This is a genomic window from Verrucosispora sp. WMMA2121 (assembly GCF_027460185.1).
Taxonomy (GTDB): domain Bacteria; phylum Actinomycetota; class Actinomycetes; order Mycobacteriales; family Micromonosporaceae; genus Micromonospora; species Micromonospora palythoicola.
This window is the reverse complement of record NZ_JAPZBH010000004.1, coordinates 258,319-280,653: the sequence shown is the minus strand read 5'-3', so window position 1 is coordinate 280,653 and position 22,335 is coordinate 258,319. Positions and strand designations below refer to the sequence as shown.

Annotated in this window: 29 protein-coding genes; 20 read left to right on the top strand and 9 right to left on the bottom strand. The window is 70.5% G+C overall.

Annotated features, from left to right (window positions below):
* Positions 1 to 53: 53 nt before the first annotated feature.
* A complete protein-coding gene (locus O7605_RS32040) occupies positions 54 to 467 on the bottom strand; it encodes a GntR family transcriptional regulator (protein ID WP_443083857.1) in 414 nt (137 codons plus the stop codon).
* Between the two features lie 547 nt (positions 468 to 1,014).
* On the opposite strand from O7605_RS32040, the gene O7605_RS01895 reads away from it, so the two are divergent.
* From O7605_RS01895 to O7605_RS01880, 4 genes are all read left to right on the top strand, one after another.
* Entirely contained in the window at positions 1,015 to 1,353 is a 339-nt protein-coding gene (locus O7605_RS01895) for a hypothetical protein (RefSeq protein ID WP_269737613.1), read from the top strand.
* On the top strand, positions 1,340 to 1,687 hold the full coding sequence (locus O7605_RS01890) for a hypothetical protein (RefSeq protein WP_269737612.1): 348 nt from the start codon (positions 1,340 to 1,342) through the stop codon (positions 1,685 to 1,687). The genes O7605_RS01895 and O7605_RS01890 overlap by 14 nt, the downstream gene beginning before the upstream one ends.
* Positions 1,688 to 1,814: 127 nt before the next feature.
* Positions 1,815 to 2,636, top strand: a complete 822-nt coding sequence (locus O7605_RS01885; RefSeq protein WP_269737611.1) for a GntR family transcriptional regulator — start codon at positions 1,815 to 1,817, stop codon at positions 2,634 to 2,636.
* Positions 2,624 to 3,400, top strand: a complete 777-nt coding sequence (locus tag O7605_RS01880; RefSeq protein ID WP_269737610.1) for a glycosyltransferase family 2 protein — start codon at positions 2,624 to 2,626, stop codon at positions 3,398 to 3,400. Before O7605_RS01885 ends, O7605_RS01880 begins: the two co-directional genes overlap by 13 nt.
* Here O7605_RS01880 and O7605_RS01875 read toward each other — a convergent pair.
* Positions 3,384 to 3,839 (bottom strand): hypothetical protein, encoded by a 456-nt coding sequence (locus O7605_RS01875; protein WP_269737609.1) that lies wholly within the window; start codon positions 3,837 to 3,839, stop codon positions 3,384 to 3,386. The two genes, O7605_RS01880 and O7605_RS01875, sit on opposite strands and share 17 nt — an antisense overlap.
* Positions 3,840 to 4,560: 721 nt before the next feature.
* Between O7605_RS01875 and O7605_RS01870 the strand changes: the two genes are divergently transcribed.
* The 8 genes from O7605_RS01870 to O7605_RS01835 all read left to right on the top strand — a co-directional run bounded on the left by O7605_RS01870 (position 4,561) and on the right by O7605_RS01835 (position 10,837).
* Positions 4,561 to 4,956, top strand: a complete 396-nt coding sequence (locus tag O7605_RS01870) for a transcriptional regulator (RefSeq protein WP_269737608.1) — start codon at positions 4,561 to 4,563, stop codon at positions 4,954 to 4,956.
* Between the two features lie 183 nt (positions 4,957 to 5,139).
* Complete coding sequence (locus O7605_RS01865) at positions 5,140 to 6,732, top strand: FtsK/SpoIIIE domain-containing protein (RefSeq protein ID WP_269738673.1); 1,593 nt, start codon at positions 5,140 to 5,142, stop codon at positions 6,730 to 6,732.
* The gene (locus O7605_RS01860; RefSeq protein ID WP_269737607.1) at positions 6,729 to 6,983 is read left to right on the top strand and encodes a hypothetical protein; all 255 of its coding nucleotides are present in this window, start codon (positions 6,729 to 6,731) and stop codon (positions 6,981 to 6,983) included. The genes O7605_RS01865 and O7605_RS01860 overlap by 4 nt, the downstream gene beginning before the upstream one ends.
* 3 nt (positions 6,984 to 6,986) lie before the next feature.
* The gene (locus O7605_RS01855; protein ID WP_269737606.1) at positions 6,987 to 7,175 is read left to right on the top strand and encodes a hypothetical protein; all 189 of its coding nucleotides are present in this window, start codon (positions 6,987 to 6,989) and stop codon (positions 7,173 to 7,175) included.
* Entirely contained in the window at positions 7,172 to 7,705 is a 534-nt protein-coding gene (locus tag O7605_RS01850) for a DUF2637 domain-containing protein (RefSeq protein ID WP_269737605.1), read from the top strand. The genes O7605_RS01855 and O7605_RS01850 overlap by 4 nt, the downstream gene beginning before the upstream one ends.
* On the top strand, positions 7,702 to 9,453 hold the full coding sequence (locus tag O7605_RS01845) for a replication initiator (protein ID WP_269737604.1): 1,752 nt from the start codon (positions 7,702 to 7,704) through the stop codon (positions 9,451 to 9,453). Before O7605_RS01850 ends, O7605_RS01845 begins: the two co-directional genes overlap by 4 nt.
* Complete coding sequence (locus O7605_RS01840; protein ID WP_269737603.1) at positions 9,450 to 9,635, top strand: helix-turn-helix transcriptional regulator; 186 nt, start codon at positions 9,450 to 9,452, stop codon at positions 9,633 to 9,635. Before O7605_RS01845 ends, O7605_RS01840 begins: the two co-directional genes overlap by 4 nt.
* Entirely contained in the window at positions 9,635 to 10,837 is a 1,203-nt protein-coding gene (locus O7605_RS01835) for a tyrosine-type recombinase/integrase (protein ID WP_269737602.1), read from the top strand. The genes O7605_RS01840 and O7605_RS01835 overlap by 1 nt, the downstream gene beginning before the upstream one ends.
* 202 nt (positions 10,838 to 11,039) lie before the next feature.
* Here O7605_RS01835 and O7605_RS01830 read toward each other — a convergent pair whose 3' ends face one another.
* Positions 11,040 to 11,483, bottom strand: a complete 444-nt coding sequence (locus O7605_RS01830; RefSeq protein WP_269737601.1) for a hypothetical protein — start codon at positions 11,481 to 11,483, stop codon at positions 11,040 to 11,042.
* A gap of 74 nt (positions 11,484 to 11,557) precedes the next feature.
* On the opposite strand from O7605_RS01830, the gene O7605_RS01825 reads away from it, so the two are divergent.
* Complete coding sequence (locus tag O7605_RS01825; RefSeq protein WP_269737600.1) at positions 11,558 to 12,148, top strand: hypothetical protein; 591 nt, start codon at positions 11,558 to 11,560, stop codon at positions 12,146 to 12,148.
* A gap of 80 nt (positions 12,149 to 12,228) precedes the next feature.
* Positions 12,229 to 12,750 carry a DinB family protein gene (locus tag O7605_RS01820; protein WP_269737599.1) on the top strand — a complete coding sequence of 174 codons (522 nt, stop codon included), beginning with the start codon at positions 12,229 to 12,231 and terminating at the stop codon, positions 12,748 to 12,750.
* 28 nt (positions 12,751 to 12,778) lie between these two features.
* Here O7605_RS01820 and O7605_RS01815 read toward each other — a convergent pair whose 3' ends face one another.
* The 4 genes from O7605_RS01815 to O7605_RS01800 form a co-directional block, all read right to left on the bottom strand.
* Positions 12,779 to 13,249 carry a roadblock/LC7 domain-containing protein gene (locus tag O7605_RS01815; RefSeq protein WP_269737598.1) on the bottom strand — a complete coding sequence of 157 codons (471 nt, stop codon included), beginning with the start codon at positions 13,247 to 13,249 and terminating at the stop codon, positions 12,779 to 12,781.
* Positions 13,246 to 13,617, bottom strand: coding sequence for a hypothetical protein (locus O7605_RS01810; protein ID WP_269737597.1), 372 nt, complete (start codon positions 13,615 to 13,617; stop codon positions 13,246 to 13,248). Before O7605_RS01810 ends, O7605_RS01815 begins: the two co-directional genes overlap by 4 nt.
* Before the next feature lie 259 nt (positions 13,618 to 13,876).
* On the bottom strand, positions 13,877 to 14,683 hold the full coding sequence (locus O7605_RS01805) for a nucleotidyltransferase domain-containing protein (RefSeq protein ID WP_269737596.1): 807 nt from the start codon (positions 14,681 to 14,683) through the stop codon (positions 13,877 to 13,879).
* Positions 14,664 to 15,173 carry an NUDIX hydrolase gene (locus tag O7605_RS01800; protein WP_269737595.1) on the bottom strand — a complete coding sequence of 170 codons (510 nt, stop codon included), beginning with the start codon at positions 15,171 to 15,173 and terminating at the stop codon, positions 14,664 to 14,666. Before O7605_RS01800 ends, O7605_RS01805 begins: the two co-directional genes overlap by 20 nt.
* A 403-nt stretch (positions 15,174 to 15,576) precedes the next feature.
* Between O7605_RS01800 and O7605_RS01795 the strand changes: the two genes are divergently transcribed.
* From O7605_RS01795 to O7605_RS01770, 6 genes are all read left to right on the top strand, one after another.
* The gene (locus O7605_RS01795; protein ID WP_269737594.1) at positions 15,577 to 15,708 is read left to right on the top strand and encodes a hypothetical protein; all 132 of its coding nucleotides are present in this window, start codon (positions 15,577 to 15,579) and stop codon (positions 15,706 to 15,708) included.
* A 63-nt stretch (positions 15,709 to 15,771) separates the two neighbouring features.
* Entirely contained in the window at positions 15,772 to 16,776 is a 1,005-nt protein-coding gene (locus tag O7605_RS01790) for a histone H1-like repetitive region-containing protein (protein ID WP_332317104.1), read from the top strand.
* A gap of 142 nt (positions 16,777 to 16,918) precedes the next feature.
* Entirely contained in the window at positions 16,919 to 18,346 is a 1,428-nt protein-coding gene (locus O7605_RS01785; protein WP_269737592.1) for an RNB domain-containing ribonuclease, read from the top strand.
* A 127-nt stretch (positions 18,347 to 18,473) separates the two neighbouring features.
* Positions 18,474 to 19,172 (top strand): NADPH-dependent F420 reductase, encoded by a 699-nt coding sequence (gene npdG, locus O7605_RS01780; protein WP_269737591.1) that lies wholly within the window; start codon positions 18,474 to 18,476, stop codon positions 19,170 to 19,172.
* A 54-nt stretch (positions 19,173 to 19,226) separates the two neighbouring features.
* Complete coding sequence (locus O7605_RS01775; RefSeq protein ID WP_269737590.1) at positions 19,227 to 19,802, top strand: RNA polymerase sigma factor; 576 nt, start codon at positions 19,227 to 19,229, stop codon at positions 19,800 to 19,802.
* On the top strand, positions 19,799 to 20,620 hold the full coding sequence (locus O7605_RS01770; protein WP_269737589.1) for a hypothetical protein: 822 nt from the start codon (positions 19,799 to 19,801) through the stop codon (positions 20,618 to 20,620). Before O7605_RS01775 ends, O7605_RS01770 begins: the two co-directional genes overlap by 4 nt.
* 110 nt (positions 20,621 to 20,730) lie before the next feature.
* Here O7605_RS01770 and O7605_RS01765 read toward each other — a convergent pair whose 3' ends face one another.
* The gene (locus tag O7605_RS01765; protein WP_269737588.1) at positions 20,731 to 21,240 is read right to left on the bottom strand and encodes a hypothetical protein; all 510 of its coding nucleotides are present in this window, start codon (positions 21,238 to 21,240) and stop codon (positions 20,731 to 20,733) included.
* A 122-nt stretch (positions 21,241 to 21,362) separates the two neighbouring features.
* The gene (gene panB / locus O7605_RS01760) at positions 21,363 to 22,208 is read right to left on the bottom strand and encodes a 3-methyl-2-oxobutanoate hydroxymethyltransferase (protein ID WP_269738672.1); all 846 of its coding nucleotides are present in this window, start codon (positions 22,206 to 22,208) and stop codon (positions 21,363 to 21,365) included.
* Positions 22,209 to 22,335 lie beyond the last annotated feature (127 nt).

Below are 22,335 nucleotides of genomic sequence, written 5' to 3'. Positions count from 1 at the left end.
ACTGCCGACCAGAGTGCGGGGATACGGGTCTCACGCTGGCGGCTCGGGTATGGCTATCGCGGGAGACGGTAAGTTCTGGTTACTGAAACGACTTTATCCGCTGTTCGACTGATAACTTCCGTTTCGATTATCTCCGCTCCCATATCTACCTGAAACAGGGCTGCCAGATATGCGTCGGCACTAATTATGCTTTGTTGGACGTCGGATCCAGTCTGCCGATGAGCGCTGCTGCTGCGCATATCCGTTTTTACGTAGGTTCCTCTTCCATGTTCGGTGGCGGTTAAACCTTCCTCTCGGAGTATGGCTATAGCCTGTCTGATTGTTCCTCGGCTTGCTCTGAACTCCGCGGTGAGCTTGCTTTCGGCTGGCAGGAGTGTTCCGGGCGGAATGATGCCGCCTTCGATCCGGTTCCTCAGTTCGTCTGCGATGGCGCGGTAGCGGGGCTGTCCATAGTGCGGGGTGGGCACCGGCTCACCGTACCTGGCACTTGTCTTACCAAGTGCCAACCAAGTGGCCGTTTCGACTTATAGACAAGTCGTCTACTTGTAGGTACGTTTCCCGGTGTGCGGCTGGGTTGACGGTGTGTATCAGGGGTGGTGCTGCGTCGGCCTGGTCGTGTGTGAGGCGCGGCGTCCTGGTGGGCCGGTTGCGGTAGCCGCGCGTACAAGGTGGTTCGGCGATATCCGACCCGTCCGGTGTCGGACGGTGCGCCGTGCCCTCTGTCGGGCCGGTGGCTGGTCAATCCCCCTGATCGGTCACCGGCTCTCCTACACCTGGAGGTGCGATGCCGGGCTCTCATCGTCGACGTCCCTGGTTCCTGTCCTGGCGGTCCCGCCGACGGCCGAACCGGGTCACATCCGGAGTCGGAAGCCGCTCCGACGCTTTCGCCCCTGCTCGTAACGCCGGTCCGCTGCGTTGGGCGGTGGAGCGGACCCGTGAATTGCCGGCGCTGCGTCATGCGCCGCTGCTGACCCGGGGGCAGATCTTCCGGGGCAATGGTGGGCGGTGGCCGCGATGAGTCAGACGGACCGCCGTCCCGCCGTGGCGAGGCATCCGGCGTGGTGCGCTCCGGATCGGTGTGGGCATCTGGTGCCGCCCGTGCTGGCGCACATGGCGCGACGCCATCGGGGCGTACTGCTGCGGGTCGGTGAGGTCCGGTCGTCCGGCCTGATCGTGTCGTACCTCATCGGGTCCGACGACGCACCGCCGACGGTCGTGGTGCACGCCTCCTGCCGGGCCGGCGCCGGCTGGGCCGAACTCACCCTCCCGCAAGCGGCGCAACTGGTCGGCCAACTCGGCGCACTGATGGCGCAAGCCGGTGAACCAGGGGAGGGCGAGCGTGGGCGACAGTGACGAGCCGACCGGCACCCAGGCGGCCAACACCGCCGACGAAGGGTCGTGTCCCGACTGGTGTCGTGGCTGCGGGCCGGACGATCCGATGCATCGGGGGCTGCTCGCCACGATCGGCAGCGAGCGGAGCGGCTGGGTGAGCGTGCAACTGCTCCTGGACCGCTTCCGGCGCCGCGACCCGGTAGTCAAGGTCGACGCGACCCGCTACGGGGCGTCGCAATCGGTGCTGCTGCTGTCGCGTGGCCAGCTCGATCGGCTGATCTACGAACTGACCTACGCCCGGTGGCGGGTGATGGCCAAGGGACAACCGTTGGAGGGACACTATGACCGCCACTGACCGCAGCTCCCGCCGTACTCCGGTCGCTGCTCAGCGTTCGCGTCGGCCGGTGGTGGCGGTGGATGCGGTGCCGGAGCGGCCGGCGGGTGGGACCACCTGGCAGTCGTTGGAACGTCTAGGGGGTACGGTGACCGGTGTGTATGGCCGGGACTGGCGCCCTCGTTACCTGCAACTCGCCGAAGAGTTGCGGGTCAAGATCACGAGCGGGGAACTCGCCCCCGGCACCCTGATGCCGTCCGAGACGGAGTTGGCCGATACCTCGGGCCTGTCACGAACCAGCGTCCGCAACGCCATCCGCCAGCTCCGTGAGTGGGGCCTGGTCCGCGCGGAGCAGGGGCGCGGCACCTACGTACGGGCACCCCGCCAGCGGGTACGGCGTCGTAACGCGGAGCGGTACCAGTGGGAGAAGGACCGGGTCCTGCTCGACCAGGACGAGCGGCTCAAGACGGGCGCGACCGAGCATGACACCGGCCTGACGGTCGATGATCTCAAGTTCCACGCCGAGTACACCCGCGTGGAAGCCGATGCGGACATGGCGGAGGCCCTGCACGTCGAGCCGGGTACGCCGCTGCTGCGACGGGTCTACTGGACGTCGTCGCGGCATGAGAACGCGCCGCTGACCATGTCGTACTCGTACCTGCCCTATGACCTGGTGGCCGCGAACCCGGACCTGCTCGACGCCAGCAACGAGCCCTGGCCCGGCGGCTCACAGCACCAGCTCTACACGATCGGCGTCGAGCTGGACCGCATCGACGAAGAGGTCCGCGCACGCCCGCCGTCACCGGATGAGGCCGAACTGCTCGACATCGACCCCGGCGTCTCCGTGCTGACCGTGCGCAAGACCTCCATCGACACCGCCGGCCGGGTCGTCGAGGTGGCCGACGTGGTGATGCCGGGGGACCGGACGGAACTGGTCTACTCCCACAAACTGCAACGGTGGAAAACGTGACGCAGCTCGTCTCGGTCATCACCCCGGTCCACGCGCCCAGCGTTGAGTACCTGGCCGGCGCGTTCGACTCGTTGGTCAAGCAGGACATGCCCGACGGGTGGGACTGGCAGTGGCTCGTCCAAGAGGACGGGCAGACCGGAACACTGACCCAGGTGCTGCCGGACGACCCTCGCATCAGCATCGGCGGCGGTCGTCCCGGCGGCCCCGGTGTCGCCCGCACCCTCGCCCTGTCCCGCGTCACCGGCGACCTGGTGAAGGTGCTCGACGCAGACGACCAACTCATGGCCGGCGCTCTCGCCCGGGACATCGCCGCCTTTGACGCCCACCCGCAGATCGGATGGACGACTTCGCGGGTTCTGGATCTGATGCCCGACGGGTCAACCGTCGGATGGGACATGGACCCGGACGGCGGACCCGTTAGCCGCGGTGCCGTCCTGGCCTTCTGGCAAGCCAACGGCTACCGCGCCCAGGTCCACCCCGCCACCCTCTGCATCCGCCGAGATCTGCTGCTGGCCCTCGGCGGCTGGATGGCACTGCCTGCCTCGGAGGACACCGGCCTACTACTGGCTGCCAGCGCGGTAAGCGAGGGCTACTTCACCCGGGAACACGGCCTGCTCTACCGAAAGTGGCCCGGACAGGTCACCAGCCAAGCCGCCCACCGCGAACCCGTCGAGTATGAAGGCCGCATGAAAATCATCGAGGCCAGAGCCGTAGCCCTGGCCTCGATGCTCCCGAACGGGTTGCCGGTCACTCCTGCGGCGTAGCCTCATGCCCCGGCATCCCATGGGTACGCCGACGCTCCTTCATCTCCGCCTCATAGATGTGCCGCCGACCGCCGGCCAACGTCTCCCGCGCGTACCGCTCGACCTCCTGGAACGCCGCGTAGTAGCCATCGTCGAACTCCTCCATGATCTGGAAGGTCCACCGGCCCGGTAGGACGTTCCGGCCCAGCAGCTCCCGCTCCACCCGGTCGGCCACCTCGTCGTGCCCTGCCTGCCGCAGCAGCTCGACCACACGGTCAAGAGTGAGATCCGCGCCGCCGACGAGCTGATGCGCGGAGTACAGGTGACCGCGTACACGATGGATCGTCTCCAGCGCCTTGCTCAGCTCCCCGAGCGCCTCGACGGTCGAGTCGTCAAGCCCCGACGGTCGTGAGTGCACATCATCCACTGTCTGCAGAGGCTCGTGATTTTGACTTGCCATGACTGAGTCATACCCGCCGACGCCAGATTAGTACCTGTCGACCTGATAAATAACGATTAGCGAATCCTGCTCATTGGAACGTTCGTGACATCGTGCAGCCGATATCAGGAGTTCGTGACACTTTTCGGTGTGTCCGGGATCACAATGCAAGGCTCGCCTGGCCTGTAGCGGCTAACTTCGATATCGCTATGCCGCGCACCTCTAAGCGGTCAGTGGTGACCCTCAAGCTCCGTGATGTCGGGGGGCGGATGTGGAGAGTCTGCACTGCTCCGGGAGGAGGTGATGGCATGTCGACAGAAGGCGCAGCTGGGATTCGGCTTCGGCGCCGCGTCAACCAGGCGCGATTGCGGAAGCTGGGTCGGATGGCGGGTCTTGTGTTGAGGAACGCGGAGCAGGTCTTGTTCTTGATGGAACAGATCAGTTCCGGCGGGAGCGTGACGTAGCCCCTTGCAAAAAGGTGCTACATCACGCCACCTGATGGCGGCCTCCAACCTCGAAGCTTCACAGGCCAAAGGTTGGGGGTCGCCCTCTTGTTTCCTCAAACATTACCTCACACATGTTATTACGCGCGACGCTGCGCACGCGTGCGCGCCGGTGTCGGTGCGCTCGCCGCCGCGCCATCTCCTGGTGAGGATCTCCAGAACTTGTTGACTTGTCTGCCAAGTGCCGTCTACCTTGGACCGCAGCTTGGCAGACAAGTCAACAAGTTGGAGGGTGAGCGATGGCTCTGCGTGGCGGTACGAGGTTCGCCGTGCGCTTCGAGGACGTGTTCCCGGCGGGGTGCGCGTTGGTGCCCGAGTCGCTGGGTGAGGTGGAGGACTACGACGAGAAGACGGGTCGGCGGTCCCCGGCGAAGGACAAGGTGACCGGTCAGCGGGTGTGGCAGGTCCGGGTGATGGACCTTGACCCTGAGCTGGGCAAGCGGTCCCGCGAGACGACGGTGAAGATCTCGGCTGACTACCAGCCGGTGCCGCCGTCGGGTGCGCCGTTCGAGGCGGTGGAGTTCGACGGGATGACGGTGACGCCGTACGTGGCGAACAACGGTCGGATGGCGTATTCGCTGCGGGCGACCGGGCTGCGGGCTCCGGTGGTCGGCGGCAAGAAGGTGGCGGCGTAGCCGCTGTTGGTGGGGGCGGGGCTGTCTGGTCTTGGCGGACGGCAGCCCCGCCCCCTGGTGTCTCTTCCCCTGCTCTGTCGAGAGAGGTCGTGACGTGTCCAAGGGTATGCCCGCGTCTACGCGGGTGCTGGTAGCGGTCGTGCGGGGTGTTCGATGATCCGCCGGCCGCGTGGTGAGGTCGTGATGACCACGGCCGGGGATCTGATGGTGATCCGCCCGCGTCGGCTGGAGCTGCCGCTGTGGCTGATCGCGCTCGGCATGCTGCTGCGGTGGCTGTTCCGGGCTGCTGTCTGGTGTGTGCGGCATCCGGTGATCGTGGGCCTGGTGGTGGCCGGAGCGTGGCTCTACGCCGAGTTCGGCCGGGCCGGGCTGATCGTGCCGCTGGTCCTGGCCGGCCTGGTGTCGGCGCTGTGGCGGTGGAAGCACGAAACATCGTGGTGGACCTGGTGCGCGGGGCCGGTGCTGGGCTGGTTCCGTCAGGTGTTCGTCTACCGGCGGGCCTGGCGGGAAGCCATGACGCTGTGCGGGCTGACCCGCACCTACGACCATCGACCGGTGATGCCGCAGCTGCTGCGGGTGCGGTCGGATCAGGCGCTGGACGTGCTGACGGTTCGCATGGTGCGCGGGCAGACACCGGAGGAGTTCCAGAAGGTCACGGCGAACCTGGCGTACGCGTTCGGTCGCCGTCACGCCCGCGTCTACTCGGAGCGTCCTGGCGATCCGCCGGCTCGGACTGGCTATTGGGCGTTGGTGCTGGGCTGGGTGGATCGGCTGCGGTACCGGGATCGGCCGTCGCTGGTTTACCTGGTCGTGGTCCGTACCGATGCGCTGCGCCCGGTCGTGAAGCCGTTCGACGTGCCGGCAGTCCCGGACCTCACCGCGCTGCCTCTGGCCCGGCGGGAAGACCTGCGGCACTGGTCCCTGCACCTGCTGGCAACCCATGTCCTGATCGGTGGAGCGACCCGCTCCGGGAAGGGCTCGGTGCTGTGGTCGCTGGTTCGCTCCCTGGCGGGTGGGATCTCGTCGGGGCTGGTGCGGCTGTGGGTGATCGACCCCAAGGGCGGCATGGAGTTCGCCATGGGCCGACCGCTGTTCGCCCGGTTCGCCGGCAAGTCCTTCGAGGCCATGGCCGACCTCCTCGACGAGGCCGTCACCGTGCTGCGCGAGCGGCAGACCCGGCTTGCCGGCACCGTCCGGGTGCACACGCCGACCGAGGCTGACCCCCTGGTCGTGGTCGTCATCGACGAGATGGCCGCGCTCACGGCGTATCTCCAGGATGTCGAGCTGCGTAAGCGCATCGCCTCGTCGCTGGGGCTGCTGCTGTCCCAGGGGGCCGGCGTGGGCGTCCTCGTGGTAGCCGCGTTGCAGGACCCGCGCAAGGAGGTACTGCCGTTCCGGGACCTGTTCCCGACCCGCATCGCGCTCGGCCTGACCGAGGCCGCTCAGGTCGACCTCGTCCTTGGCGACGGTGCCCGCAACCGGGGCGCCCTGGCCGACCAGATGCCCCGATGGGCCAAGGGCGTCGGGTACGTGATCCTCGACGGCACCCCCGAACCCGCCCGGGTCCGCTTCTCCCACATCACCGACGACGACATCCGCCAGCTCGCCGCCACCCATCCGGCGCCGGCTGACGCGGCGGACATCCTCGCCCAGGTCGGCCGGGAAACCGCCCCCGAACCCACCCACCGGCCGCCGGTGCCCCGCCCACGCGGGCCGCTGCTGCCGGACTCCCTGCTCAACATCCTGCGCGACACCGACGGGGGTGAGCCGCGGTGACCACCCCGACCTTCTACCGGCTCCGCGCCCCGCACCCCGACGGCACGGCCAGCACCGCCGTGTCCGTCCGCGTCGACCGCGAGCGGCCCGACCCGTACCCCGTCTGTCTCGCCGTCGGTGGCGGCCGGCGTCGCATGCACCTCACCCCCGACGAGGCGTGGGCGCTGTGGCGCTGCCTCTCCGAAGCCGTCGCCTCCCTCGGCGAACCACCCGAGCACATCCGTACCCGCGTCGCCCCGGCCCGGAGGTAACCGATGTCCCTCAAACGCTTCTTCCTCGGCACCCACCGGATCAAGCCCCTGCACATCGAACTGGACGGCACCCCGGACCGGCTCGCCGCCGCCCTGCACGGCCTCGCCCACATGGTCAACCGCCGCCGCGACCTCGACGGCCAGAGCATCCGCATCACCCTCACCGTCCGCGATACCGGGAGCCGCCGGTGACCCGCGACCGCATCGAATCCGCCGTACGCCTGACCATCCTGCTCGCCATCGGCACCATGGCCGGCGCCGCCGCCTTCACCCACGTCCACGATCTGTCCGTCGCCCACGGCCAACCACACTGGATCGGATGGGCCAACGCCGTAGCCGTCGAACTGATGGCGATCTACCTCGGCCTGGAGATCCGCGCCCGTCGCCGCAGCGGTCGACCGGTCGGCTTCGTTGGCGTCCTCCTGGTCGCCTTCGCCCTGCTCTCCCTCGCCGCCCAGGTCGCCGAAGCTGAACCCTCCGTGTGGGGCTGGATCGTCGCCGCCGTCCCGTCGTTGGCGTTCCTCGCCCTGGTCAAGGTCGTCCTGTCCAGCGCACCCGCCACCGCGCCGGCACCGGAGCCGTCCCCACCGCAGGCCGACCGGTACGACGAACCCGAGCAGGGCGAGCCTGCTGCGGTGATGCCGCCGGCATCAGTCTCGGTGATGCCACCGCGCGGCGTCGTCCAGCCCGACCGACGTCAGGTGGTGGGGATCATCCGATGACCGTCCCCACCCTGCCCGGCCTCGAACCCGTCCCGACCCCGGCTGCGCCACCTCGGCCGGGGTCGCGGGCGGCCCGCATGGCGCTGCCCCGCTCGGTCGACGTCCTCAAGGAGATCGCGGCTGAGTACGGCGTCTGCGTCCGTCCCCTGGCGATGCGCCGCACGGACCTGAACACCGGGCTGACCGAGGTCATCGACCTGCCCTGCGGCGCGACCCGGGAGGACAAGTGCGGGCCGTGCGCGAAGAAGAACCGCCGGCTGCGGCAGGCCCAGATCCGGGAGGGCTGGCACCGCGACGACGAACCGCTACCGCCACCGGAACCGGCGACCGAGGAACAGAAGGCGCTGATCCTGCTGCGCGGTCACCTGGAGTTCTCCCGGGACGAAGCATCCCGAGCCAGCCAGTGGGACCAGGTAGAAGATCTCGACGACGCAATCCGCGAAGTAGAAGAGGCGATCACGGCCGAAGGACTCCGGGGCCGCGTCGCCCCGCCACACACGACCGGCGACGACGGCCAGGGCGACGAGGACAACGGTCGGCGCCGCAAGCGCTCCACCCGCCGTCGCCAGGACGCCCCCGACCTACCTCGCCGCAAGGTCGAGCGCCGCACCGTCGGCAAGACCTACACCGCCCCCGACGGCACCACCTACCGCCCGTCGATGTGGCTCACGCTCACCCTCGACTCCTACGGCCCGGTCCGCCCCGACGGCACCCCGCTCAACCCCGACCGCTATGACTACCGCCGAGCCGCCTGGGACGCCGTGCACTTCCCCCGACTGCTCGATCGGTTCTGGCAGAACCTGCGCCGCTGCGAGGGCTGGAACGTCCAGTACGCCGGCTGCGTCGAGCCCCAACGCCGCCTCGCCCCACACGCACACTTCGCCATCCGGGGCACCATCCCGCGCGATGTGCTCCGCACCGTGGCGGCGGCCACCTATCACCAGGTGTGGTGGCCGGCGATGGATGTGCAGCGGTACACCCTCGACCGGCTCCCGGTCTGGGACGAGCAGGCTTCCGCGTGGGTCGACCCGGACACCCACGCGCCGCTGACCACCTGGACGGAAGCCCTCGACGCCATCGACGCCGACCCCGACGCGGAACCGGTGCACGTCGTGCGCTTCGGCGCCCAGGTCGATGCACGCGGCGTCATGCCCGGCACCGAGGATGCGGAGCGGACCATCCGCTACGTCACGAAGTACATCACCAAGCACACCGGCGACGTCCACAAGGCGACCACCGACCGGCAACGCAGACACCTCGACCGGCTCTGGCAGGAACTCCAGATCACCCCCTGCACCGACCGGTGCGCGAACTGGCTGCTCTACGGCATCCAACCGAAGCGGGCGCACGCGAAACTCAAGCCGGGCCGCTGCAAGGGCAAAGTCCACCAGCGAGACACCCTCGGCATCGGCGGCCGGCGCATCCTCATCTCCCGCGACTGGTCCGGCAAAACCCTGAGCGACCACAAGCACGATGTCCGGGCCTGGGTGCGGGCGCTGCTCGGCGTGAGTGTCGGCCTGGAGGGCGTCGACGACCAGGGCGCCACCGTCGAACCGGTCCGCTACGCCTGGGAACTCGCCCGACCCGACGATCCCGACATCGGCCCGATGGCGCACCGGCTGCTGCGGGCGATCGGCGAACGTGCCCGCTGGCGCTCCGAACTCCTCGCCGCCAAGGATCGCGCCGCCCAGCTTCCCGACCCTGCATCGACGACGGGAACGGATGGCACGACGGGGGAGAAGCTGTGACGGCGGGAAACGATGGGCTCTGGACGATCCGGGACGTGGCGGCGTACCTGCGGGTGCCGACCGAGACGCTGTACCGCTGGCGCAAGGTCAAGTACGGTCCGCCGGCGGCTCGGGTCGGCCGACACCTGCGGTATGAGCCGGAAGCGGTCCGGTCCTGGGTGCGTGAGCAGGCGGCGGCCTGATGGGACACGTAGAGGATCGCTGGTACAAGACGCTTCGTCACCCGGGCGGGCAACGGGAGCGGGTCAAGACGGACCTGTTCGGCAAGGGACTGCGCTACCGGGTGCGGTACATCGGCCCGGATGGCAAGGAACGCAAGAAGTCGTTTCCGGACCGGGCCAAGCGAGAGGCTGAGGCGTTCCTCGTTTCGACCGAATCGGACAAGCTGCGCGGCTCGTACGTCGACCCGGTCGCCGGTCGGATGACCTTCGCGGAGTACGCGGAGACCTGGCTACGGACGCGCTCGTTCGACGAGTCGACCCGGGAGAGCACCGAGTTTCGGGTACGCAAGCATCTGCTGCCGTTCTTCGGCTCTCGGAAGCTGGCCGAGATCAAGCCGGGCCATATCCGGGCATGGGACGCGGACATGGTCGGCAAGCTTGCCCCGGCGACCCGGGCCGTGGTCTTCGCCCACCTGCGGACCATCCTCGGCGCGGCGGTCGACGACGAGCGGATCGCCAAGAATCCCTGTTCGGCAAAGTCGGTCAAGCCTCCGCGACCGGTGCAGCGCCGAGTGGTGCCGTGGCGGTACGAACAGGTTTCGGCAATCCGCGGTGGCCTCGCCCAGCGGTACCGCCCGATGGTCGACCTCGGGGCCGGTTGCGGTCTGCGGCAGGGGGAGATCCTCGGCCTCGGGGTCGACGACATCGACCTTGACGCGGGCTGGGTGCACGTCTGCCGTCAGGTCAAGCTCGTCCGCTCTCGACTCGTCTTCGGGCTGCCCAAGAACGACCGGGACCGCCGGATACCGCTGCCCGACTCCGTCGCCCAGGTACTACGCCAGCACATCGACGACTTCGCCCCGGTGTCGCTCACTCTGCCGTGGGAGGACCCGGCCAGCGACGAGCGGGTCACGGTGCCGCTGCTGTTCACCACCACCCGGCGCGGTGCGATCAACCGGCGCACCTTCGACAACAAGAGCTGGCGGCCCGCTGTCGTGGCGGCCGGCATCACGCCGACCCGTGCCACCGGGATGCACGCGCTACGCCACTTCTACGCCTCGTCGCTGCTCGACGCTGGGGAGAGCATCAAGGCCCTCGCGTCATACCTCGGGCACGCCGACCCCGGCTTCACGCTCCGGGTCTACACCCACCTCATGCCGGCCAGCGAGGAGCGCACCCGCAACGCGATCGACAACCTGTTCAGCCCAGACGAAATGCCCTAAGCCCTGGCGACGCCCTGAGCGGGTGCCTGGCGAACGAAACGCCTGTTCAGGGCACGTCTCACGTTCATAATCCGGCGTACAGGTCGACTCGTCCGTCGCCCACGACTCGTTCCATCAGGACCTGCCCGACGGGTGGGCTGGCAACGGCTCGTCCAAGAAGACGGGCAGACTCTGGCCACCATGCTCCCGGACGGGCTGCCGGTCACTCCTGTGGCGTAGCTTCATGCCCCGGCATCCCACGGGTACGCCGACGCTGCTTCATCTCCGCCTCGTAGAGGTGCCGTCGGCCATCGGCCAAGGTCTCCCGCGCGTACCGCTCGACCTCCTGGAACGTGGCGTAGTACCCGTCGTCGAACTCCTCCATGATCTGGAACGTCCAGCGGCCCGGTAGGACGTTGCGGCCCAGCAACTCCCGCTCGACCCGGTTGGCCACCTCGTCGTGTCCCGCCTGCCGGAGCAGCTCGACCACCCGATCAAGCGTCAGGTCCGCACCACCCACCAGTTGATGGGCCGAGTAGAGGTGCCCGCGTACGCGATGGATGGTTTCCAGGGCCTTGCTCAGCTCTCCGAGCGCTTCGACGGTGGTGTCGTCGACCCCCTCCGGGCGGGAGTGCTCGTCGTCTACCGACATGTGGTCGCGTGCCATGACCGGTCAGTACCCACGGCCGCGCGCCGCACGCACGGCGCCTCGCGGTCGGGCTACGCCCTAGGCTGGCCAGCATGTCGACGCGGCGTGAAGTGATCGACCTGGATGAGCATGACCGACCGGCCGGCGCCCTGGTTCCCGATCGCCTTCTGGCCAGGCGGAAGATGACTGTCCGGCTCGTCGCCGCGTTCGTCGTCGGCGGGGTGCTTGGCGGGCTTGGCGTGAACGAGTTGCGGGATTCGCGGGAGCAGCGGGAGCGCAACGCCTCGATCGCACTCGTGGCCGTTCCGGTGTCCATCTCCGGTGGAGGTTCGGACGTCCCGGGAGTTCTCCAGCTGGACGGGCAACTGGCGGTGACGAACGCTGGCCAAGCGTCGGTCACGGTTCGTGCGGCGACCGGGCAGGGACCGGGTGCCGTGGTCCAGGACGTCGGCGCCTTCCCCTCGCTGAGTCCCGGCCATACCGGATTGCTCGATGTCAAGCTGCGCCTCGACTGTGCGACCGCGTTCGAGAGCGAGATGTTGTCGATGCGGTTCTCGGTCGAGACCAGCGATCGCCAGATCAGAGAGATCGACTATCCGGTCGCCCTGGTGGGGAGCGTCTGGCAGGCGCGGACCGAGCAGCCGTGCGCGCAGTTCCGTGAGACGGAGGAGCGTGGCGGATAGCTGGGGCGGAATGTCCGCCCGGAGGCGCTGGCGGGGTTCGCGGGGCGGCGGGGTGGGTCGGCCGCCGATAGGGTCCGAGGATGGTGGAGAGCCGACCCGACCCTGTGGCCGTGGCGATGATGTCGACCACGGCAGACGAACGCGCCGTGCTCGACTCGTTTCTCGACTTTCATCGCGCCATGTTGCTGCGCAAGCTGCGGGGGATCTCCGACGTCGAGGCTGCCCGCCGGCTGGTGCCGTCGGCGACCACCCTCGCCGGCCTGGTCAAGCACCTGACACTGGTGGAGAAGAACTGGTTCCGGTGCCTGCTCGCGCCCGGCCCGGGGGACGTCTATCTCACCTCGGAGGAGGACGCGACGGCCAGCTTCACGCTGGCGACGGATGACACCGTCGAGCGGTTGTCGGCGGCGTACGAGGCCGAGTGCGCCCGGTCGCGGGAGGTGGCGGCCCGGTTCGACCTCGACCATGTGGTGCCCCACCCGCAGCTCGGGGAGGTTTCCGTGCGCTGGATCCTGGTGCACCTGATCGAGGAGACGGCCCGGCACGTCGGCCATGCCGACATTCTCCGTGAGCTGACCGACGGCTCGACCGGCGCCATCTGACCCTGGTGCTCACCTTCGACCGGTGGGATCAGGCGGGGGTGAGCAGTTTCGCGAGGCGCTCGGCGACCGGTGGGGCGTGCAGGTGCAGTCGAGCGACGTTTATCGCGTCGGCGCCGACCACCGACAGCAGCGCGTGCGGGCCGACGGCGTACACGGAGAAGTAGCCGGCCTCGTTGCGGACGGTGGACTGGCGGAAGTCGCCCTGACCGAGGCGGAGGCTGACCTGGCGGCCGAGGCCGAAGGTCGCCGCCGCCATCGCGGCCAGGTCGTCCGGGTCCAGGGTGTCGGGCACGTCGTGGGTGATGAGCAGGCCGTCGACTCCGCCGAGAACACTGCCCTGCACCCCCGGGATCTGCAGGCGCAGTTCGTGCAGCTCGGTACCGATCGACGGGTACGGCAGCGACGGGTCACCGGCCAGCGACGGGGGGAGCTTGACCGGCGGTGGGAGCTTCGGCTGCTGCGCGGTTCGGCGGGGGAGGAAGGTGTCGCCGGTGCTCACAGTTCCAGCTGCTCCTCGATGGTGCGCAGCTGGTGCCGGGCGAGCGCCAGGTTGGACCGGGTCTTGCTGAGCATCAGGTAGAGGAACAGCCCCTTGCCGTTGGGACCGGCGAGCGGCCGGATGATGTGGTACTGACCGCCGAGGGTGATGAGCATGTCCTCGATCTCGTCGTTCAGCTTGAGCATCTCGATGGTGCGCATCTTGGCGCGTACCACGTCGGTGTTGCCGGCGGCGGCGACGGTGAGGTCGATCTCCGGGGTACCACCGGCGACGCCGAGGGTCATCCCGCTCGTGTAGTCGACGAGGGCGGCGCCGATGGCACCGTCGATCGTCATGGCGTCCTTCAGGGCGGTGTCGAGGTTTGCCACGTGCCTCTCCAGGTTCTGCTGGGCAACTGCGCCCCGGTACCGGATCGTGCCGGGTGAGGAAAGCTCGGATGAGACTCGCACATGCGACCTCCTATTCGCATCTTGTGCAGCGTGAACAGGCTGAGCGGACCACGGTGGGTGACCACCGGGGCGGCCCACAACCGCCGCAGCGGCTGATGCCAGGTCACCGGACCCGTCTGCTACCTGGGCACGTGCGTCGTCGGACCATCCGGACGGCCGGGCGGCACGTCCAACGAGATCAGGTCGGTGCGGCGGCGAGGTCGGCGAGCACGCGTCGCTGGAAGGCGCGGGCGGCCGCCCCGGTCGGTGGCACACCGCCGTCGCGGGCGGCCACCGACCGCTGGACCAGGTCGGCGGTGTCGGCGTCGACGAGCGCTCCGGCCTCGTCCAACAGCCGCCGGCCGGCGGCCACCTTGGGCAGCCACACCCCGGTGCGCAGGCGTACCCAGGAACGGCAGGCGCCGAGCACCGCGTCCTCCGCTCCGGGTGCGGGCACCTCTCCCGCGGGCACCGGTCGCGCCAACCACCAGCGCAGCGCGTCCAGGACCAGTCGGCGCAGGTCGTCGGGGGCCAGGTCGGCGAAGGCGTCGGCGGCGGGCGGACCGAGCAGGACCCGTCCGCTCTGGTGCAGGATGCTGCGGTCCAGGCCGTACCAGAACAGACCGTCCGCGCTCGGGCGCTGCGCCGGGCCGTACGACACCCGGAAGTCCATCCGGGCGCCGGTGTTCAGCTCGACCTCGAAACCCGGCTCGGGGCTGCCGGACCGGGCCACCGCCTGTCGGTACACGACCAGCTCCAGGCCGCGCGCCGGGCAGGGCAGGGCCTCGTGCCGCAGCCGGGCCACCAACTCCTCGGCGACACCGTGGTCCAGCGGGCCGGCGCAGACCAGTGCCACGTCCACGTCGCTGCGTCCAGGTTGGTACGCGGCCAGCCCCACCGAACCCGCCGCGTACGCACCGCACAGCTCGGTACCGAGCACCTCGTCGGCGACCGTGACCAGGTCGCTCAGGTACCGCCGTAGGGGCTCAGGCGTACTCCAGCTCACCGGGCTCGCCCCACTGGGTCCCGGCGGGCAGGAAGAACGCCGAGGTCTCCCCGCCGAGAGCGTGCCGGATGACCAGCCGGGCGTGCTCGTCGAGGTCCGGCAGCCGTCCCGGGGGGAACCACCGGACGTCCAACGACTCGTCGTCGTTGACCCGTGCCTCGCCGCCCAGCAGCCGGCAGTGGAAACCGAGGTTGAGGTACTCGCAGTGGTCGCCGTTCGGGTAGGTGTGCGGGTGCGACACGGCGCTGCTGAGCCGCAGCGGTTCGACCGCCAGACCGGTCTCCTCCAGCACCTCACGCACGACGGCGGTGGCCGGCTGCTCACCCGGCTCGACGAAGCCGCTGACCACCGACCAGCGACCGTCGTCGGCCCGTTGGGCGAGCAGTAGCTCGCCCGCGTCGTTGCGGACGATCGCGCTCACGCTGGGTAGCCACAGCAGGTCGTGGCCGACGTGCTTGCGCATCCGCAGGATGTAGTCCGGTACGCCCATCCGGTGACCTTAACCGGCCGAGGTGTCCGCGCCCTGCGCCGGGTCACGACTGACTGATCTGGCGGGTGGGTGGCGAACAACGACGACTCCTCGCGTACGGAGAGTTGCCGAAGGTGTGGTAGCCGGTGCGCGGCGGCGGCGAGCGACTCGCTGCCGCGGTCCGCCACGCAACGGCGCACGCCGAAGGGTTCGGCGATAGGGCGGCGGCGGCGGTCGGAACGAGCATTTTCGCAGTTCAGGTCCGCAGGCCAGGGAACACGTCTACTGTGGAAGAGGCTGGTGACTTGCCGTGTTCCGGTGGCGGTCGGTCGTCACCCGGTGCACAGTGAGGGCCATGAGCGACAGCGGACGTGGACGTTATTACTGGTGTACCCGACACCACCGGGTCGAGTCCGGTGCCGACATGTGCCCGGCGCGGCACGTTCTCGGCCCGTACGACTCGGCTGCCGACGCGGAGAACGCCCTGCAACAGGTGCGGGACCGCAACGAGGCGTGGGAGGCCGAGGACGCTCGCTGGACCGGGGAGGACAGGTAGACGGCGCGGGACGCCTCCCGCGCCGAGGCACTGCGTGCGTCGCGAGGGCGGCGGCACGTCCCCATGAAGGGAACCGAGATGGCCGAAGCGCAACAGGCCACCCGCCCGGCCGCGAAGCGTACGCCCGCGAGGAAGACCGCCGCGACGGAACGCACCGCCGGCGTCGCCCGTACCCCGTCCACCCGCCGCGCGTCCGGGACCGCGCCGGCCGCTCGTAAGGCGACCGGCGGCGCCGGGTCGGCGGCGAAGCGCGCGACCCCCGAGACCAGGGCGGCCACCCTGGCGCGGAAGACCGCCGCGGCCAGGAAGACGGCACCCGCGAAGAAGACGGTGTCGGCCAAGACCGCGCCGACGAAGGCGCCCGCCGCGCGGACCACCTCGGCGTCGGCGCGGACCGGTCCACGCAAGACCACGACCACGGCGCAGCGGGCCACCGCGAAGAAGGCGTCGGGGGGTACGGCGGCGAAGGCGCCCGCGAAGAAGGCGACCCCGGCCCGCAAGACGGCCCCGGCGAAGAAGGCGGCGTCCGCGCGGGGCACGGCGGCGAAGGCGCCCGCGAAGAAGGCGGCGTCCGCGAGAAAGGCGGCCCCGGCCCGCAAGACCGCTCCCGCGAAGAAGACGACGGGTACCCGGAGCACGTCGGCCGCGCGGAAGGCACCCGCGAAGACCGCGACGTCGGCGGTGAAGAAGGCGGCGGCGCGTACGGGAACGTCGACCACGGCGCGGAAGGCGGCGGCGAAGAAGGCCCCCGCGAAGACGGTGGCGGCCAAGAAGGCGCCCGCCCGGAAGAGTACGACGGTGGCGAGCCGGGCGACGGCGGCGAAGAAGACGGCCACGTCGCGGGCCCCCGCGAAGAAGACGGCCGCGAAGAAGGCTCCCGCGTCGAAGGCGACGGCGAAGAAGGCTCCCGCGTCGAAGACGACGGCGAAGAGGGCCCCCGCGAAGAAGACGGCCGCGAAGAAGGCTTCCGCGTCGAGGACGGCGGCGAAGAAGGCTCCTGCGAAGAAGACGGCCGCGAGGAAGACGGCCGCGAAGAAGGCTCCCGCGTCGAGGACGGCGGCGCGGTAAGCACCCGCGTCGACGGCCGCCGCCCGCAACGCCGGCCGCGACGTCCGGCACCGCGCGCAGGACGGCCGGCTGACCCGGCGTACGCCGACGACCCGTCGCTCGGTGGAGGGCGAGGTGCGTTCGGCGCTGTCAGGATGGGCGCATGGTCATCCGACGTGTGCTGGCACCACGCATCGACTTCGGGGCGCTGCGCCGAGAACTGGGTCTGCCCGAGACCTACCCGGAGGCGGCGCAGCGGGAGGCCGACGAGGCAGCCGCGGCACCGCCCGGGCCGGCCGTCGACCGCACGGACATCCCACTGGTCACGGTCGACCCGCCCGGCTCGCGCGACCTGGACCAGGCGATGCACCTCAGCCGTCGCGCCGGCGGCTACCGGGTGCGGTACGCGATAGCCGACGTCGCCGCCCACGTACGCGCGGGCGGTGCGCTGGAGGACGAGACCTGGCGCCGAGGGCAGACCGTCTACCTGCCGGACGGCAACGTGCCGCTGCACCCGCGCTCCCTCGGCGAAGGCGCGGCGAGCCTGCTGCCGGACGTCGACCGGGCGGCTGTGCTGTGGACCATCGACCTGGACGCCGACGGTGGCACCGACGCGGTGGTGGTGCAGCGTGCCCTGGTCCGCAGCCGGGCCCAACTGGCCTACCCGCAGGTGCAGGCCGACGCCGACGCGGGCCGGCTGCCCGAGCCGATCGCCCTGCTGCCCGAGATCGGTGCGCTGCTCACCGCCCGAGGGTTGCGTCGGGGCGCGGTCAACCTGCCGATCCCCGAACAGGACGTGGAGGCCGACGGTGACGGTTGGCGGCTGGTCCTGCGGGCACCGGTGCCGATGGAGGAGCACAACGCGCAGATCTCCCTGCTCACCGGGATGGTCGCCGCCGACCTGATGCTGGCCGGTGGGATCGGCCTGCTGCGGACGATGCCCGCGCCGAAGCCGGAGGCGGTGCAGCGACTGCGGGCCGCCGCCGCCCCGCTGGGCGTGCACTGGCCGGACGGCGTGGGCGTGGGTGAACTGCTGCTCCGGTTGGACCCGGGCCAGCCCCGGGCCGCCGCGTTCATCGACCAGGCGGCGGAGTTGATGCGGTCGGCCGCGTACACCTCGTTCGACGGCGAACCGCCGGAGCAACCGGCGCACGGCGGGGTCGCGGCCGCGTACGCCCATGTCACGGCGCCGCTGCGACGACTCGCCGACCGGTACGCCACGGAGGTCTGCCTGGCGTTGCACGACGGCCGTGCGGTGCCCGACTGGGCCCGCGCGGCGCTGCCCCGGCTGCCGGCGGTGATGGCGGCCACGGACCGCGCCGCGTCCGCGGCGAGCCGGGGCGCGATCGACCTGGCCGAGGCGGTGCTGCTGGCCCACCGGGTCGGCGAAACCTTCGACGCCGCAGTGCTCGACGTCGACGCGCCGTCGAACGGCAAGGCACGCACTCGCCCGCCCGGCGGCACGGTGGCCCTGGACGACCCGCCGGTACGCGCCCGCTGCCTCGGTGAGCTGCCACTGGGCACCCGGGTCCGGGTCCGGCTGGTCGCCGCCGATCCGGCCAACCGCTCGGTCGCCTTCGAACTCGCCTGACTGTCAGCATGGCGGGGTCGGCGTCCCGTTTCCCGCTGCCGGTGCGATGGATGGCGACCCCCGCAGCGGGCATTCTCACAGCCCTGCTCGGTGCTGCCGCCCGGGCTGATTTGCGAGGATGACGACCATGGCATACGACCCGAGCACCCTGCCCGACGTTTCCGGGCTCACCATCGGCATCATCGGTGGCACCGGCGACCAGGGCCGTGGGCTCGCCTACCGGTTCGCCCGGGCGGGCCTGACGGTGCTGATCGGTTCCCGTTCCGCGCAGCGGGCGGCGGAGTCGGCCGCCGAGATCGCCGCGCTGCCCGGCGTGCCGACCGGCGGCGGTGTCACCGGTGCCGACAACGACGAGGTGGCCCGGCGCAGTGACGTGGTGATCATCGCGGTGCCCTGGGACGGGCACGCCGCCACCGTCGGCGCGCTGGCCGAACCGCTCGCCGGCAAGATCGTCGTGGACTGCGTCAACCCGCTCGGCTTCGACAAGCAGGGCCCGTACGCGCTGCCGGTGCCCGAGGGCAGCGCCGTTCAGCAGGCCGCCGCGCTGCTGCCCGACTCCCGGGTCTGTGCCGCCTTCAACCACGTCAGCGCCCCGCTGCTGGCCGACCCCGAGATCGACCGCATCGAGCTGGACGTGCTGATCTGCACCGAGGAGCGGGAACTGGTCGGCATCGTCGGCGCGCTCGCCGCCCACATTCCCGGCATGCGGGGCATCTACGCCGGGCGGCTGCGCAACGCGCACCAGGTCGAGGCGTTCACCGCCAACCTGATCGCCATCAACAAGCGCTACAAGGCGCACGCGGGCGTCCGGGTCACCGACCTCTGATCCCTCTCGTCGTTGCCGACGCAACGCCGCCGGCTCTGCCGGCCATAGTGTGGTGTGACGATCCGGATAGAGCCGACCGACCAGGAACTGTGGGCGGCGACGGTGGCCGGCGACGAGGTGCGGTTCGCGCTGCTGTTCGACCGGTACGCGCGGACCGTCTACAACCACGCGTTCCGGCTCACCGGCTCCTGGTCACTGGCCGAGGATGTCACCCAGTCGGCCTTCCTGGTCGCTTGGCGCCGTCGCGACGACGCCCGTCTGGTCGACGGCTCGATACTGCCCTGGCTGCTCGTCATCACCACCAACACCGCGCGCGGTGAGGCCCGCTCGGCGCGGCGTTGGCGTGCGTTGCTGCGGCGGATACCGCTTGAGCGCGCCACGGAACGCGACGTCGCCGAGGACGCGGTCGGGCGGGTCGACGACGAGCGGCGGATGCGGGTGATTCTTGCGGCGGTTCGCCGGCTGCCCCGTGCCGAGCGGGAGGCGGTCGCGCTGTGCCTGTGGGCCGGCGTGTCCTACGCCGACGCGGCGGCCGCGCTGGACATCAGTGAGAGTTCCGTTCGCTCCCGGGTCAGCCGGGCCCGCGCCCGGTTGGCCAGTCACCTTGTCGACGATGCGGAGGACCGATGACCGAGCTACTGGATCCGCCCGCCGAGCGTGACCTGCCCGCCAGGCGGGCGGCCGAGATACGGGCGCGACTCCTGACGGAGGCTCGGACGGTGCCGGGCCCTGCGCTGCGACGTCGCCGCGTCGCCGTCGCGCTCATCGCGACGGCGATGATCGCCACTGTCGGGGTGGTCACCTGGCCGCACCCGGAACGAGGCGCCGTGGTCCTCGCCTTCGGGCCGGACGAACTGTCACCGACGTTGCGGCAGTCCGCCGAGCGGTGCCTGGCCCTTGGCGACGAGCGGGCCCGAGCCTCGGCGACCGTCGCCGACCTGGCCGTCGCCGTGGAACACGGCGACCACGCGGCGTTGATGTTCCTCGCCGATGGCCACTACGTCGCGTGTGACCTCTGGGGTCCGCCCCACCAGTCGTGGTCCGGTGGCACGGCGACCTCCGTGGACGATCCGACCTGGCGGGAGGCGTGGCTGCCCGGCCCGGTCCAGCGGCTCCTGCTCACCTCGACCGACCCCGACGGCGGTGAGGTGGTGGCCATCGGGCGGGTGAGCGACCGCGTGCACCGGCTGGTCCTGCAACAGGCCGACGGCACGATCACGCCGGCCCGGATCGCGAACGGTGCGTTCGGCCTCGTCGGTGAGGGCATCAGCGAGGACGGCGGAGCCGCCCTCGTCGCCTCCGACCGGGCCGGCGTCGAGATAGATCGGCGGCCGTTGTTCACACCGTTCGACCAGCTCGGTCGCTGTTACGTGGACCCGGCCGGCGTGGTCGTCTACGGCGACCCCGGCCCTGCCTGCCAGCCTGCGGAGCCGTGGCGCCAACGGTGACGACGCCGCCGACGAGCAGCCGGATCCGTGGCAGTTGAAGCGTCAGCCGGTCGGCGTGTCCGCTACCGCGGCTGCCACGGATCCGGATGCTCGGGTCGGGCGGCAGGCGGTCAGAAGGTGACGGTGACGCCGGCGGACTTGCAGGCCTTGCTGAGGGAAGCGCCGGCCTTCTCGAAGGCGGGGTTGTCGGCGGCCGTCGCCGGGTCGGTGGCGTTGGCGGCGTCGCCGGCCTCCGCGCCGAACTCCTCCAACGCGGCAACCACCTTGCTGTCGGTGGCGCCGGTGGCGGCCACCCGCGTCATCTCGTTCTGCAACCCGGACAGGATCTTCTGGAACAGTGCCGGTGACGGCTCGCTGCCGGAACTCACGGCGGCGATGAGGTCCTCCCGCATCTTGTCGCTGGCCTGCTTCGCCGACTGGCAGAGCTGCTTGTCGCTCACCACGTCCGCGGCGTCGGCGGTGGGCGCTGCCGGGGTCGGCGAGGCGGTGGTGGCGGTGGCGGATGGCAGGGTGGCCGACGGTGATGCGGCCGTCGGAGCCGCCTCCTCGCCACTACAGGCGGCCAGCGCCAGCAGCGAGGCGCAGGCCAGGACAGAGAAAGAAGCACGAATCCGGTTCACGAGCGAGAACCGTAGCGGCTTTCGGGAAATCCCGCTCGCCCTGTCCGCCACATCGTCGCAGCTCGCGTCCACCCGCGACCGGTGCCCGCCGCCGCGCTCGCGGCGGCGGGCGCGAGGTGCGGTCAGAAGGTGTGTTCGGCGGCGGGGAACTGGCCGGAGCGGACCTCGTCGGCGAAACGGCGGGTGGCCTCGTCGAGCGCGTCGGCCAGGGCGGCGTAGCGCTTCACGAAGCGTGGCGCCTTGCCGGTGCGCAGGCCCGCCATGTCCTGCCAGACCAGCACCTGGGCGTCGGTGTCCGGGCCGGCGCCGATGCCCACCGTGGGGATCGGCAGTTCGGCGGTGACCCGCTTGGCGACGTCACCGGGCACCATTTCGAGCACCACCGCGAAGGCGCCCGCCGCGGCGACCGCCCGCGCGTCGGCCAGCACCTCGTCGGCGGTCTCGCCACGGCCCTGCACCCGGTATCCGCCGATGGTGTGCTCCCGTTGCGGGGTGAAGCCGATGTGCGCCATCACCGGGATGCCGGCACCGACGATCGCCTCGATCTGCGCGGCGCAGCGCTGGCCGCCCTCCAGCTTCACCGCGTGACAGCCGCCCTCCTTCATGAACCGGACGGCGGTCCGCAGCGCCTGGGTCGGCCCCTCCTCGTACGAGCCGAACGGCAGGTCACCGACGACCAGGGTCTGCCGGGTGGCCCGGACGACCGCGCGTACCAGTGGCAGCAGCTCCTCGGCGGTCACCGGCAGGGTCGTCTCGTAGCCGTACACGTTGTTCGCCGCCGAGTCGCCGACCAGCAGCACCGGGATCCCGGCGGCGTCGAAGATCGAGGCCGTGTACTGGTCGTACGAGGTGAGCATCGACCATTTCTCGCCGCGCTCCTTGGCGGCGAGCAGGTCACGGGTACGGACCCGGCGGGTGGCCGGACCGCCGTAGAGGGCGGTCACCTCGGCCGGAGTGGATTCCACGATGTTCTCCTTCCTCGAGGCCGCGTGCGCGGTCCCCGGGTTCTGCCGCGATCGTCCCACCGTGCGGGCGGTCGGCGGCAGGGCGCAGTGGAGGATGTCACTCCGGCCCGACGTCACGAGCCAGCCGCTC